The organism is Streptomyces sp. NPDC026062 (assembly GCF_055568375.1).
This window is the reverse complement of record NZ_JBVHOQ010000016.1, coordinates 64,867-78,282: the sequence shown is the minus strand read 5'-3', so window position 1 is coordinate 78,282 and position 13,416 is coordinate 64,867. Positions and strand designations below refer to the sequence as shown.

Here is a 13,416-nt window from a genome sequence, read left to right as displayed (position 1 = left end):
GGGTGTGACCCGATCAGGTCACGCCCAGTGGTCGTGGGCCGGTGTGCGGGCCGGGGTCCGCACGCCGGGAGCGAGGGTGCGCTCAGCCGTGCGGAGCGGTGAGCCAGTGGTGCAGGGAGCGGGCCGAGGCGTCGGTCAGTGCGGCGATCTGGTCGACCAGGACGCGCTTGCGGGCGCGGTCGTCGGGTGCCGCCTCGTACAGCGCCCGCAACTGTGGTTCCAGCCCCTCGGGGGCGCGGGCGGTGAGCGCCGCCGCCAGTTCCGCGATGACGATCCGCTGGTCGGCGCGGATCGCCTCCTGCTCGGCGCGCTGCATGACGTACCGGTCGGCGACCGCCTTGAGGACCGCGCACTCGTTGCGTGCCTCGCGGGGGACGACGAGTTCGGCTCCGTACCGGGTGAGGCGTCCGGTGCCGTACGTCTGCCGGGTGCTGCTCTCGGCGGCAAGGCAGAACCGCCCGATCAGCTGACTCGTGGCGTCCTTGAGCCGGGCCTGGGCGACGGCCGATCCGTCGTAGCCGTGCGGCCACCAGTCCTGGCCGATGAGGCGGTCCAGGGCGTCGGACAGCTCCTGGGGGTCGGTGTCCGCGGGGACGTACCGTCCGATGGCGACGGCCCAGATGTCGCGCCGCTCCGGCTCGGCTTCGAGGCAGTTGGGGTCGATGTGCCCGGCGTGCAGTCCGTCCTCGAAGTCGTGGACGGAGTACGCCACGTCGTCGGACCAGTCCATCACCTGGGCCTCGAAGCACTTGCGGTCCCCGGGGGCGCCCTCGCGGAACCAGTGGAAGACCGGCAGGTCGTCCTCGTACACCCCGAATTTCGGGGATCCGGGGTCGGTGGGATGGGCTCCCCTCGGCCAGGGGTACTTGGTGGCGGCGTCGAGCGCGGCCCGGGTGAGGTTGAGACCGACGCTGACCAGTTCGCCGGTGCGGGTGTCGGGCACGAAGCGCTTGGGTTCGAGCCTGGTCAGCAGCCGCAGCGACTGGGCGTTCCCCTCGAAGCCGCCGCAGTCGGAGGCGAAGTCGTTGAGCGCCTGTTCGCCGTTGTGCCCGAAGGGCGGGTGGCCCATGTCGTGGGAGAGGCAGGCCGTCTCGACGAGGTCGGGGTCGCAGCCGAGGGCGGCGCCGAGCTCGCGGCCGACCTGGGCGCACTCCAGCGAGTGGGTGAGCCGGGTGCGGGGGCTTGCGTCCCAGAGGTGGCTGCGGGTGCCGGGGGTGACGACCTGGGTCTTCCCGGCGAGCCTGCGCAGGGCCGCGGAGTGCAGTACCCGGGCGCGGTCGCGCTGGAAGGCGGTGCGGCCGGGCCGTTTGTCCGGTTCGGTGTCCCAGCGTTCGGCGTCGGCGGCGTCGTAGGGAACCGTGCCGGGGTCCTGTGTGCCGTACGTGCCGTCCGTGCCGTCCGTGCCGTTCATGGGAACGACAGTAATCGGCCGCGCTGACAGGTGGGCTCAGGCGGTGGCCAGGAAACGTGTGTGCAGTGGCGTTTCGTGCGTCGGCGCGCCGCCTGATCGTGCCTGTTCGTAGCGGTGCAGCAGGAGGCGTGCCATCGCCGGGTGGGCGCCGAGCGGGGCGGCGGCGATCCAGGGCGCCGCCGCCGCGGCGGCCGAGGCGAAGCGTCCGGGGGCGGTGAAGTACGAGGCGACGGCGATGCGCCGGCGGCCCCGGGCGGCCAGCGCGCGCAGGGCTGCGGGCACGGTGGGCGTCGCGGCGGAGGCGTACGCGGGCACGACGGGGACCCCGCCGAGCCGTTCGCTGAGCAGATGCGCGGTGCGGCGGGTATCGGCGGCCGATTCGGGGTCTCTCGAACCGGCTGCGGCCAGGACCACGGCACTGCCGCGGTTCCCGTCGTCCGAGGGGAGCCAGCCGGCCTCGGTGAGCCGACCGTGGAGCGCCTCGACCAGCAGCGGGTGCGGCCCGAGGGGACCTGCGGTGCGGGTGCGCAGGGCGGGGGCTCCGGCGACGGCTTCCGGGATGTCGTGCTTCACGTGGTAGCCGCGGCCCAGCAGCAGCGGTACGAGAACCGCCTCGCCGCTCCCCAGGGCGTCGAGGGTCTGTGGCAGGAGAGGTGCGTTGAGCTCGATGTGACCGATCCGGACGTCGAGCCCCGGCCGCAGTTCCCGTACCCGGTCCAGGAGCTTCGCCACCGTGTGCGGTGCCAGCGGGTCCCGGCTGCCGTGCGCGACAGCGACGAGGGCTGGGGCAGCAGGGGCGGAGGCGGGGACGGCGGGCAGCAGTGGGCTCACCTGGCTGTACGGGTGCTGCTGCGGGGTGCGGTCCATGGGCCGTCGGGTTCCGTTCAGGGAGACGAGGCTGAGCTGGGTGCCGAGCTGTGCGGTGATACGGGTCAGCAGTTGCGCCGTGCTGTCGAGGGGCAGGGGCTCCTTGGGACGTTCCGGTGCCGGCTCCGTCATGGACCGATGGTGCCGGGCGCAGGTTGCCGCGTCGTTGCGCGCCGGTCACGGGCGTTTTCCGCCTTCTCACCGGCAGCCCCCGCCCGCTGTCAGATGCCCCGCCCGGCAGCCCCCGCCCGTTGTCGGACGGCCGTCCCGGGGGCGGTCCGCTGTCAGGTGGTGGCGGGCCGGGCCTGCCCTGCGAACAGCCGCTCGATGACGTCGGCGACGCCGTCCTCCTCGTTGGTCGCGGTGTGCGTCGGCACGGCGGCCAGTACGGCCGGGTGGGCGTTGGCCATGGCGAAACCGGTGCCCGCCCAGGCGAGGACGGTGAGGTCGTTGGGCATGTCACCGAAGGCGATGACCTCGGTGGCGTCGATACCCCGGCCGGCGCAGAGCAGCTCCAGCGCGCCGGCCTTGGTGACCCCTGGCGCGCTGATCTCCAGCAGCCCGCGCCCGCCCGAGTGGGTGAGCTGCACCTCGTCGCCCGCGCCCGGCCGGGCGGCGGCCAGCAGGGTGTCGGCGTCGAGCCGGTCGGACCAGGCGAGCAGTTTGGTCACCGGGGCCTCGGTCAGCCAGAGGTCGGCGAGGGACGGGACGGGGAGTTCGGCGCCGACGTCCTCGGACATGCGGAGCCGGTAGGCGGGTTCGTACAGCACCTGGTTGCCGGTCTCCAGGGCGAAGCCCACCTCGGGAACCGCCGCCGCCAGCGCGGTGGCCACCCGCTGGGCGGTGGTCAGCGGCAGGACGCGGGAGGAGACGACGGTGCGGGTCCCTATGTCGTAGACGAGCGCCCCGTTGCTGCAGACCGCCGTGCCCCCGAGGCCGGAGGCCTCGGCCAGCCGGTCGACGAACCGGGGCGGTCTGGCGGTGACGATGACGATCTCCGCTCCGGCGTCCTCGGCCGTGCGCAGGGCTCGCAGGGTGCGGGACGACAGGGTGCCGTCGTTACGGAGCAGGGTGCCGTCCAGATCGGACGCGATCAGCCGTGGAAGCAACATCGCCCGATGCTATCGACGGTTGCGGCCGGCTACGACGGAGAACCGTTTCGGCCGTCTGTTCGTCAAGCGAGGGGGGACTGTTGGAACGGTAGAGGGGATGGGGCTCCGATGCGGCTGAAGCCACGGGGCGCAGGGGCGGTACGGGACCGGCTGCGGGGCGCGGGGGCGGTGTGGGCGCGGCTGCGGCGGGTCGTCGTGCGGTTGTGGCCGGGGCTGCCCCGGACCCGGCGGGGGCAACGCCTGGCCGTGCAGGGCCTGATGGCCGCCTGTGTGCTGGCGTTGCTGCCGGCCGCCTGGATGTACACGGTCGCCGACTCCCGGGTCAGGACGGCGGGGGACGTGCCCGCGCAGCAGGTCGCGGTGGTGTTCGGGGCGGGGCTGTGGGACGGCAGGCCGTCCCCGTACCTCGCGAACCGGCTGCGGACGGCGGCCGGTCTGTACCGGGACGACAAGGTGAAGGTCGTGCTGGTGACCGGCGACAACAGCCGGGCGGAGTACGACGAGCCGGACGCGATGCGCACGTTCCTGGTCGAGCAGGGGGTGCCGGACGACAGGATCGTCAGCGACTTCGCCGGCTTCGACACCTGGGACTCGTGCGTACGGGCCAAGAAGATCTTCGGGGTCGAGCGGGCCGTGCTGGTGAGTCAGGGCTTCCACATCCGGCGCGCGATCGCGCTGTGCCGGGCGGCGGGAATCGACGCGTACGGCGTCGGGGTCGAGGCCGTACACGATGTGACCTGGTACTACGGCGGCACCCGGGAGGTGTTCGCGGCGGGCAAGGCGGCCCTGGACGCTCTGTTCGAGCCGGATCCGCACTTCCTGGGGCCCAAGGAGCCGGGGGTGGCCAGGGCGCTCGCGGCGGACGAGGGGTGACGGCGGGGCGCGTGCGACGGGCGGGCGCTTCCGCCCGTCCGCGTGTCCCTCCCCCGCGCACCTCACCGCCCGTTGCCGGGCCGGCTGAGGTGGGCGTACCGGCGGTGTAACCGGGAGCGGGCGCCGGTGTAACACCCGGCTCGCAGGCTGGGCGCATGACCAGCACCGCGACTGCCGCCACCGCGACCCACTGCCCGTACTGCGCGCTGCAGTGCGGCATGAACCTGCGCCCGGTCACAGGCGACGCCGTCGTCGCGGTGGAGGAGCGCACCGCCTTCCCCGTGAACCGGGGTGCCCTGTGCGGCAAGGGCCGTTCCGCGCCCGCCGTGCTCTCGTCGGCGGTGCGGCTGACCGGTCCTCTCGTACGCGACAGGGCGAGCGGGCGGCTGGAGCCGGCCGGCTGGGACGAGGCGCTGGCCCGGATCGCCGAAGGGCTGCGGAGCACGCGCGCGGAGCACGGGGCCGACGCGGTGGGGGTGTTCGGCGGCGGCGGGCTGACCAACGAGAAGGCGTACGCGCTCGGGAAGTTCGCCCGGGTGGTGCTCGGCACCTCGCAGATCGACTACAACGGCCGGTTCTGCATGTCCTCGGCCGCCGCCGCCCACCAGCGGGCCTTCGGCCTCGACCGCGGCCTGCCGTTCCCGCTGGAAGACGTCCCGCGCACCGGCTGCGTGATCCTCGTGGGGTCGAACCTCGCCGAGACGATGCCGCCCGCGCTCCGCTATCTGACCGAACTGCGGGAGAACGGCGGCCGGCTGATCGTCATCGATCCGCGCCGCACCAGGACCGCCGAGCAGGTCGACCTCCATCTCGCCCCCCGGCCCGGCACCGATCTGGCGCTCGCGCTCGGCATGCTGCACCTGGTGGTGTCGCAGGGGCGGGTGGACGAGGAGTTCGTGAAGGAGCGCACCAGCGGCTGGGACGAGGCGCGGGCCGGGGCGATGGCCCACTGGCCGGAGCAGGTGGAACGGCTGACCGGTGTGCCGGTTCCCCAACTACGGGCAGCGGTGGAGATGTTCTGCGAGGCGGAGAGCGGCATGGTGCTCACCGCGCGCGGCCCCGAGCAGCAGGCGAAGGGCACGGACACCGTCGGCGCCTGGATCAACTTCGCCCTGGCCACCGGGCGCGCGGGCCGGCCGCTGTCCGGCTACGGCTGTCTGACCGGGCAGGGCAACGGCCAGGGAGGCCGTGAACACGGCCAGAAGGCCGACCAGTTGCCCGGCTACCGCAAGCTCACCGATCCTGCCGCGCGCCGCCATGTCGCCGGGGTGTGGGGGGTCGATCCCGACTCGCTTCCGGGGCCGGGGCGCAGTGCGTACGAGTTGCTGGACGCGCTGGGCACCGAGGTGCGGGCGCTGCTGGTGATGGGGTCGAATCCGGTGGTGTCCGCGCCGCACGCGGGGCGTGTGGAGGAGCGGTTGCGGTCGCTGGACTTCCTCGCGGTCGCCGATGTGGTGCTGTCGGAGACGGCCGCGCTCGCCGATGTGGTGCTGCCGGTGACGCAGTGGGCCGAGGAGACGGGGACCACCACGAATCTGGAGGGCCGGGTGCTGCTGCGCCGGCGTGCGGTCACCGCGCCCGAGGGTGTCCGCAGCGATCTGGACGTGCTGCACGGACTGGCCGGTCTCCTCGGGCACGGGAAGGGGTTCCCGGCCGATCCGGCGGAGGTGTTCGACGAGCTGCGCCGGGCTTCGGCAGGCGGCCCCGCGGACTACGCGGGCATCACGTACGAGCGGATCGCGGCCGAGGACGGGGTCTTCTGGCCGTGTCCGGACACGGCGCACGCCGGCACGCCCCGGCTGTTCCTGGACCGGTTCGCGACGGACGACGGGCGGGCCAGGTTCGTACCCGTGACGCACCGGCCCTCCGCCGAGGAGACGGACGCGGAGTATCCGGTGGTGCTGACCACGGGCCGGGTCGTCGCCCAGTACCAGTCGGGGGCGCAGACCCGCCGGGTGGCGGAGCTGAACGCCGCCGCCCCGGGGCCCTTCGTGGAGCTGCATCCCCGGCTCGCCGAGCGGATCGACGTGGCCGAGGGCGGTCCGGTCGTGGTCACCTCACGGCGCGGGCGGGCGGTGGCGCCGGCCCGGATCACCTCGGCGATCCGGGAGGACACCGTGTTCATGCCGTTCCACTGGGCGGGTGAGGGCCGGGCCAACACGCTGACCAACCCGGCGCTGGACCCGGTGTCGAGGATGCCGGAGTTCAAGGTGTGCGCGGTGCGGGTGGAGGCGCTCCCCACGGCGCGGGACACCCCTCAGAGCGAGGTCACCGGGGCCGTCTCCGCCGACACCCAGCCGAGGTAGCGGGCGCTGCCCCGGAGCACCGGCAGGGCGATGATCTCCGGGGTGTCGTAGTCGTGCGCCTCCTGGAGGTAGGCCGCCAGCTCGTCGTACCGTTCGGCCGTCGTCTTGAAGAACAGCTGCCACTCCTCGGTGGTCTCGATGGCGTTCTGCCACCGGTAGACCGAGGTGACGGGAGCGGAGATCTGCACGCAGGCGGCGAGCCGTGCCTCCACCGCGCCGCGCGCCAGGATCTCGGCCTTCTCCTGACCGTCCGTCGTGGTCAGTACGGTCAGCCATGCGGGCGATGTCACCTTCGGTCTCCTCGGATCGGCAGCGGGTTCCTCCCCCGATTGTCGGGCAGACGGTGCCGGTGCGCAGTCAGCCACCGTACGGATGGGCCGCCTTCGCGTCTCTCAGCGCCCTTCCCCACCACACCAATTGGTCCAGGAGCGTCTTCGCCGCCGCGTCGGGGCCGACCGGGTCCCGGTGTCTTCCCTCGTCGTCGAACAGGGCGCCGGCGTTGTGGAACGAGACGGTGTCGCGGATCGAGACGGCGTGCAGCTCGGCGAAGACCTGCCGCAGGTGCTCGACGGCGCGCAGACCGCCGGACACTCCCCCGTAGGAGACGAAGGCGACGGGCTTGGCCTGCCATTCGGCGTGGTGCCAGTCGATGAGGTTCTTGAGCGGGGCGGGATAGGAGTGGTTGTACTCGGGAGTGATGACGACGAACGCGTCGGCGGCCGCCAGCCGGCCGGCGACCTCCGCGAGCAGGGCCTGGTCCTCGGGCCCGGGACGGTAGGAGAGCGCGGTCGGAAGGCCGAGCCCGGCGACGTCGAGCAGGTCGGTCCCGATGCCCGGGTGGCTGTCGGCGCGGGAGCGGAACCAGTCGGTGACGACGGGCGCGAACCGGCCCTCGCGGTTGCTGGCGACGATGATCGCGACCTTCAGAGGCGCGGTGGCGGACGGAGCGGTGGCGGACGGAGCGGTGGCCGTGGTTCCGGCTGTGGTGAGATCCATGGCAGGAGGCTCGTGCATCAACCGCGCTTGAGGTCAAGCGGCTCCCGTCGGCCCGTCCGTCGCGCGGGTCGGCATACGGTGGACGGCATGACGACTCCAGCAGCCGCACCGCTCCCCTATGCCGAGTTCGACGGACATCCGGCCACCGAGGACGATCTGCGGGCGGCCGCCTTCTTCACCTATGGCCATTTCACGGCCATGCAGGTCAGGGACGGCCGGGTCCGGGGCCTCGCGCTCCACCTGGAGCGGCTGGACTCCGCGAGCCGGGAGCTCTTCGAACTCCCCCTGGACGGCGGCCTGGTGCGCGAGTTCGTACGTCACGCGCTCAAGGGCGCGGGGGCGGTGGACGCCTCGGTGCGGGTGCATGGAATGCGGCCGCCCGGCGCCGCCGCCACGACCGTCATGGTCACGGTGCGCGGACCCGCGCGGATGGACTCCCGGCCGGTCGGCCTGATGTCCGTCCCGTACGCACGCACCGCGCCGCACCTCAAGCGCCCCGGCGACTTCGGCCAGACGTACCACGGGGATCTCGCCCGCCGGGCCGGTTTCGACGACGCGCTGCTGACCCTGCCGGACGGCCGGGTGACCGAGGGCGGGTTCACCAACATCGGCTTCTGGGACGGCACTTCGGTCGTCTGGCCGCAGGCGCCCGCGCTGCTGGGGACCACCATGGCCCTGCTGGAGAAGGAGTTGCCGGGTGCGGGTGCGCCGTCGCGGCGCCAACCGGTGCGCCTGGACGGGCTGGCGGCCTACCGCTCGGCGTTCGTCACCAACTCGCAGGGCATGGCCCCGGTCGCCCGGATCGACGGCACGGCGTTCGCCGTCGACGGGGAGCTGATGAACCGGCTGGCGGCGGCGTACGAGGCCGTGCCCTGGGACACCGTCTGACGCACCGCCCCTGCGGGCCGCCGCGAGGATGGACCATGAAACCCGTACAGAACCCGTACGGAACCCGACCGGAGGACCCCGCCGCGCATGCAGATCCACATCGAGGGCTCACAACTGCCCGGCCGCGACTGCGGCCCCGGAGGCGACTTCGCCGGCCGCGAGAACATCCACGTGGGCGTGCAGCGCAAGGACCGGCCCGGTGAACTTCTCGGGCCGGTCCCGGGCGACGCCCCCACCGCCCGCTGGACCCTGGACTGCGCCGTCAGCGGCGGCCCGGACGGCGTCGAGGTGAGCGGGCCGTATGTGCAGGACCGGCTCGGCGGCCGGTTCGTCCATCTGTCCTGGGGCACGGTCGACGGGGACGGACTGTTCTCCATGTTCCGGCGGGCCAAGCTGATGTTCGCCGACATCGACGCGGACACCCTCGAAGCGGCCGCGCGCTCCGGACACCTCACCGCACGACTGCCGCTCTCCGACCCCGCGGGGCAGCCGCTGTGCGGCCGGGTCAGGCCGCCCGTCATCACCTGGTCCGCCACCGCGCCCGCCTGAACGGACACCTCCCGGCACAGACGAACCGCCCTCACCGGGCCCAGGGGGGGTGGGCCCGGTGAGGGCGGCGGCCGGGGGCGGCTGCGCTCGCCCTCCCGTGGGGGGTGAGCATCGTGTGCCCGGACACACCCGGGTCATGCGTGTGACGTACGCCACTTTCTTCCCGGCGGGCATCACCCGATCGGCACCGGAGGCGGCAGACCGGGGTCCCTGTCCCGCCATCACCGCTGTGACCTGCACACATACGCTCTGGCAAGGAGGCGGCGCCGGTCCGATCAGGTGAAAGCTGACCCGGTGTCAGCGTGCATGGGTGGCGGACCGGCCGTTAGCTCGGGACCAGGACACACCAGCCCCGCGCCATCCCCGCTCGGAGGAACCCCCCATGCGCAGTCCTGCTCGCCTCGTGACCGGCACCGCCGCCGCGGCCCTCGCCGCCGCCGCGCTCGGCCTCAGTGCCGCCGCCCCGTCCGCGTACGGGGACGAAGGGGCGCCCCTGGACATCTCTCCCGCGAGTGCCGCCCCGGGCGCGACCGTCACGGTGAACACCACCGCCTGCGGCGACGACACCGGCGCCACCGGTGACGCGAGCGCCCTGGACGCCTCCCGGTTCGCGCTGGCCCCGGCCACGCTCAAGGAGGTCCTGGCGGGTTCGTTCAAGGTCCCGGGCAATATCGAGCCGGGTCCGTACAGCATCGACGTGGCCTGCGAGAACGGCAGGCAGGCCACCGGCGAGATCGAGGTGAGGGCGGCGGGCACCTCGGCCGGGAACACCGCGGACAGTGCCCCCGTCACCTCGGAGAAGGACGCCGCCGACCGTGCTCCCGGCACCTCGGACGAGGACACCCCCGCCGGTGCCGGTCTGCCCTCGGACCTCTACGACACCGAGGAGTACGACTCCACCGGGCTCGACGAGGCCGAGGCCTCCGGTGCCGCCCTCGTACCGGACGCCCCGCTCCCCGGGCGCTCCGCACCCGCCCCGCGCCCGACCCCCTCCGGACACGAGAGCTCCGCCGGGCACGACAGCTCCGACGGATACGACAGCTCGTCCGGGTACGACAGCTCGTCCGGCGGCTACGAGACCCCTTCCGGCCACCACACCTCGGCCGCGCCCACCGCCCCCACGGGGCATGTGAAGACCGGTGTCGGCGGCAGCGTCGGCCCGGACACCACCCAGATCGCGGCGGGAGCCGGCGTCCTCGCCGCGACCGCCGTAGGCGGAGCCTGGCTCCTGCGTCGCCGGGCGAGCGGCACGCAGGACGGCAGCTGACGGAGACTTCCACCTCTCCGTACCGCCCGGATTCCGTCCCGGTGGCCCCGCGCCACCGGGACGGGACCCATCCCACCCGGGGCCCGGCCCGTCCGGCCCCGTCACCCGTCACCCGTCACCCGGAGGACGACCGTGTCCCAGAAGGCCAAGGGCTGGCTGCTCGTCGTCGCGGCGCTGGCCGGTCTCTGGCTGATCCGGAACGGCGCCGACACCCGGCTGACCCCGCCGGCCCCGGCCTCCGCCGACGCCTTCGCCGCCGGTCCGGGGCTGCTGCCCGGATCGCCGGTCGCCGAGCCGCTCCGGCCGTCGGCGCCCGTCCGCATCAGGATCCCCAGCATCCGGGTGGACGCCCCGATGATGCGGCTCGGGCTCGGGCAGGACGGCAGCCTCGACGTACCGCCGGCCGGGAACACCGACATCGTCGGCTGGTACAAGGACGGCACCCCGCCCGGCGCCAAGGGCACCGCGATCGTCGCCGGTCATGTGGACAACGCCCAGGGCCCGTCCGTCTTCTACGGCCTGGGGTCGATGAAGAAGGGCAGCACGGTCGAGGTCCTGCGGCAGGACGGCCGCACCGCCGTCTTCTCGCTCGACGCGATCGAGGTCTACGAGAGCGACGACTTCCCCGACCGGCGGGTGTACGGGGCCTCGGAGCACGCCTCGCTGCGCCTGATCACCTGTGGCGGCGGCTTCTCCGAGTCGACCGGCTACCGGGGCAACGTGGTGGCGTACGCCCATCTCACCGGCGTGCGCTGAGGAGCCTGTGGCGTTCAGCGCACGCCGCTGACCTGGCTCAGCCCTGCCACTGGTCGAACGCGAGCTTCGCCACCAGCGAGAAGACGACCACCAGCAGCACCCCTCGGACGAACTCGCTGCCCTTGCGCAGCGCCATCCGCGCCCCGAACAGGCCGCCCGCCAGGTTGAACACCGCCATCAGCGCGGCCAGCTGCCACATCACGTTGCCCTGATAGGCGAACATCGCCAGGGCCCCGCCGTTGGTGCAGACATTGACGATCTTGGCGGTGGCGGAGGCCGTCACCAGGTCGAGGTGGAGCACGGCGGTGAGCGCCAGCACGAGGAAGGTGCCGGTGCCCGGCCCGAACAGCCCGTCGTACAGGCCGATACCGCCGCCCACCAGGACGATCGCGGTGACCGTACGGGCCCGGGTGACCCGGGGCGCCGCGCCCTCCCCGGTGGACCTGCCGAACTGGGGCCGCAGCATCACGAACGCGGCGACGGCCAGCAGCACCACCATGATCACCGGACGCAGCACCTCGCTGCTGATCCCGGCTGCGAAGAAGGCACCAGTCATCGATCCGGCGAGTGCCGCGAGACCGATCCGCAGCGCCGTGCCGACCTTCACCGGCGCCTTGCGCGCATAGGTGACGGCGGCGCCCGAGGTGCCGACGATCGCGACCGCCTTGTTCGTACCGAGGATCTGGGCGGCCGGTACGTGCGGCAGTCCGAGCAGCAGCGCGGGCAGCAGCAGGAGTCCGCCGCCGCCCACCACCGCGTCGATCCACCCGGCCGCGGCTGCCGCGAGGCACAGCACGACGAGGGTGGTCAGGGTTATGTCAGGCATGATCGCGACCCTAAGGAAACGGCAGGTGCCGAGTCCAACCGCCGCCGGATTCTTGAGCCGCCTCTGAGCTTGCCGCCGTCGACGGACCCTCCCGCAGAGGCCGCGCGGGCACGGAGCGTGCCACCGGAGGGGCCGCGCGGGCACGGAACCTGCCGCCGACGGACCCTCGCAGCGGGTCCCGCAGCCTCCGGCCCTGCCGCCGGCGGGCCCTCCCGGAGGGGCCCCTCAACCTCCGATCGCACCGCCGACGGCCCCTCACAGACGGTCCGCGCGGGCGCTGAGCGCAAGGTTCCTCCCGGGAAACAGGGGGGATCCGGACGGGTAACACCCCCCGGTCACGCTTCCTGGCATGAGGACACGGACGGAGAACACGGCGCGGGTGGTGGTGATCGGCGCCGGAATGGCGGGCGCACGCCTCGCCGCCAAGATGCCCGATGTCACCGTCATCGGCGAGGAGCCGCACGCCCCCTACAACCGCGTCCTGCTGGCCGAGGTGCTGGCCGGGCGCTATCCGGCGGACGTCATCGCGCTCCCCCCGGCCGAGGTCAGACGCGGGGTGCGGGTGGTGCGGATCGACCGGGCCGACCGGCTGGTGCACTGCGACGACGGAAGCGTCGTGCGCTACGGACGGCTGGTCCTGGCGACCGGGTCCAACCCGGTGCTCCCGCCGCTGCGCGGGCTCGGGAACACGATGCCGGACGGGGTGCACGCCTTCCGCACCCTCGACGACTGCCTGGCGCTGCGCGCCTCGGTGCGGCCGGGGGTGAACGCGGTCGTGATCGGCGGCGGCCTCCTGGGTGTGTCGGCGGCCCGCGCGCTGGCCGAGTGCGGCGCCCAGGTGGTGCTGGCCCAGCAGGGCGAGCACCTCATGGAGCGGCAGCTGGACGCGGAGTCGGCCGGGCTGCTCCGCCGCCATCTGGAGTCCCTGGGCGTCGAGGTGCACACCGAGTGCCGCGTCCGCGGGCTGCGCTGCGCCGACGGTGCCGTGCGGGCGGTGGAGCTCGCCGACGGATACGAGCTGGCGGCCGAGATCACCGTGCTGGCCTGCGGGGTGCGTCCCCGGACGGGCCTCGCGCAGGCAGCCGGTCTGGAGGTCCGCAAGGGCGTCGTCGTCGACGACGAGCTGCGCGCCTCCGATCCGTACATCCATGCCGTGGGCGACTGCGCCGAGCACCGCTCCACCGTGTACGGGCTCGCGGGCCCGGCGCTGGAGCAGGCCGATGTGCTCGCCGAGGTGCTGGCCGGGCGGCCCGCCCGGTACGACGGCACCCGGGCCCTGACCCGGCTGACCCTGAACGGCCCGGACGCCCCCGGTACGGGATCGCTGGATCTCGCCGCCTTCGGCGACTCCAGGCCGCTGCCCGGCGACGACGTGATCCGGCTGGCGGACGCCACCCGGGGCGCGTACCGCACGGTCGTCGTCCGGGGCGACCGGCTGGCGGGCGGAGTGCTGCTCGGCGATCTCGCCTCGGTCGGCACCCTGGCCCGCACCTGGCAGGACGACGCGGCACTCCCCGCCGAAACGTCCCTGCTCCATCTGCTCACCAACGACGGAGGCTACTGAG

At 73.5% G+C, this 13,416-nt stretch carries 13 protein-coding genes; 7 read left to right on the top strand and 6 right to left on the bottom strand.

The genetic code is table 11. The features are described 5' to 3' along the window. Nucleotides 1–82: 82 nt before the first annotated feature. The 3 genes from ACZ4LX_RS16865 to ACZ4LX_RS16855 form a co-directional block, all read right to left on the bottom strand. Nucleotides 83–1,411: a deoxyguanosinetriphosphate triphosphohydrolase gene (locus ACZ4LX_RS16865; RefSeq protein WP_467642072.1), complete on the bottom strand. Its 1,329-nt coding sequence runs from the start codon at nucleotides 1,409–1,411 to the stop codon at nucleotides 83–85. 36 nt (nucleotides 1,412–1,447) lie between these two features. Continuing rightward, nucleotides 1,448–2,410 carry a sirohydrochlorin chelatase gene (locus ACZ4LX_RS16860; protein ID WP_467642074.1) on the bottom strand — a complete coding sequence of 321 codons (963 nt, stop codon included), beginning with the start codon at nucleotides 2,408–2,410 and terminating at the stop codon, nucleotides 1,448–1,450. Between the two features lie 152 nt (nucleotides 2,411–2,562). Next, complete coding sequence (locus ACZ4LX_RS16855; protein ID WP_467642214.1) at nucleotides 2,563–3,375, bottom strand: Cof-type HAD-IIB family hydrolase; 813 nt, start codon at nucleotides 3,373–3,375, stop codon at nucleotides 2,563–2,565. Between the two features lie 123 nt (nucleotides 3,376–3,498). Between ACZ4LX_RS16855 and ACZ4LX_RS16850 the strand changes: the two genes are divergently transcribed. Together ACZ4LX_RS16850 and ACZ4LX_RS16845 are read left to right on the top strand one after the other, a co-directional pair. Further along, a complete protein-coding gene (locus ACZ4LX_RS16850) occupies nucleotides 3,499–4,263 on the top strand; it encodes a SanA/YdcF family protein (protein ID WP_467642076.1) in 765 nt (254 codons plus the stop codon). 155 nt (nucleotides 4,264–4,418) lie between these two features. Then, nucleotides 4,419–6,569, top strand: coding sequence for a molybdopterin oxidoreductase family protein (locus ACZ4LX_RS16845; RefSeq protein WP_467642078.1), 2,151 nt, complete (start codon nucleotides 4,419–4,421; stop codon nucleotides 6,567–6,569). Here the strand turns inward: ACZ4LX_RS16845 and cutA are convergent. Both cutA and ACZ4LX_RS16835 read right to left on the bottom strand, forming a co-directional pair. Next, nucleotides 6,521–6,859, bottom strand: a complete 339-nt coding sequence (gene cutA / locus ACZ4LX_RS16840) for a divalent-cation tolerance protein CutA (protein WP_467642080.1) — start codon at nucleotides 6,857–6,859, stop codon at nucleotides 6,521–6,523. The genes ACZ4LX_RS16845 and cutA overlap by 49 nt on opposite strands. Nucleotides 6,860–6,926: 67 nt before the next feature. Further along, nucleotides 6,927–7,565 carry an NADPH-dependent FMN reductase gene (locus tag ACZ4LX_RS16835; protein ID WP_467642082.1) on the bottom strand — a complete coding sequence of 213 codons (639 nt, stop codon included), beginning with the start codon at nucleotides 7,563–7,565 and terminating at the stop codon, nucleotides 6,927–6,929. 87 nt (nucleotides 7,566–7,652) lie between these two features. Between ACZ4LX_RS16835 and ACZ4LX_RS16830 the strand changes: the two genes are divergently transcribed. The 4 genes from ACZ4LX_RS16830 (at nucleotide 7,653) to ACZ4LX_RS16815 (ending at nucleotide 11,025) form a co-directional block, all read left to right on the top strand. Then, the gene (locus tag ACZ4LX_RS16830) at nucleotides 7,653–8,453 is read left to right on the top strand and encodes an aminotransferase class IV family protein (RefSeq protein WP_467642084.1); all 801 of its coding nucleotides are present in this window, start codon (nucleotides 7,653–7,655) and stop codon (nucleotides 8,451–8,453) included. Between the two features lie 87 nt (nucleotides 8,454–8,540). After that, entirely contained in the window at nucleotides 8,541–9,002 is a 462-nt protein-coding gene (locus tag ACZ4LX_RS16825; RefSeq protein WP_467642086.1) for a DUF5990 family protein, read from the top strand. Between the two features lie 382 nt (nucleotides 9,003–9,384). Continuing rightward, on the top strand, nucleotides 9,385–10,269 hold the full coding sequence (locus tag ACZ4LX_RS16820) for a hypothetical protein (RefSeq protein WP_467642222.1): 885 nt from the start codon (nucleotides 9,385–9,387) through the stop codon (nucleotides 10,267–10,269). A 132-nt stretch (nucleotides 10,270–10,401) separates the two neighbouring features. After that, complete coding sequence (locus tag ACZ4LX_RS16815; RefSeq protein WP_467642088.1) at nucleotides 10,402–11,025, top strand: class F sortase; 624 nt, start codon at nucleotides 10,402–10,404, stop codon at nucleotides 11,023–11,025. A gap of 37 nt (nucleotides 11,026–11,062) precedes the next feature. Here the strand turns inward: ACZ4LX_RS16815 and ACZ4LX_RS16810 are convergent, their stop codons facing one another. Beyond that, the gene (locus tag ACZ4LX_RS16810; RefSeq protein WP_467642089.1) at nucleotides 11,063–11,851 is read right to left on the bottom strand and encodes a sulfite exporter TauE/SafE family protein; all 789 of its coding nucleotides are present in this window, start codon (nucleotides 11,849–11,851) and stop codon (nucleotides 11,063–11,065) included. A 349-nt stretch (nucleotides 11,852–12,200) separates the two neighbouring features. Between ACZ4LX_RS16810 and ACZ4LX_RS16805 the strand changes: the two genes are divergently transcribed. After that, a complete protein-coding gene (locus tag ACZ4LX_RS16805) occupies nucleotides 12,201–13,415 on the top strand; it encodes an NAD(P)/FAD-dependent oxidoreductase (protein ID WP_467642091.1) in 1,215 nt (404 codons plus the stop codon). Nucleotide 13,416 lies beyond the last annotated feature (1 nt).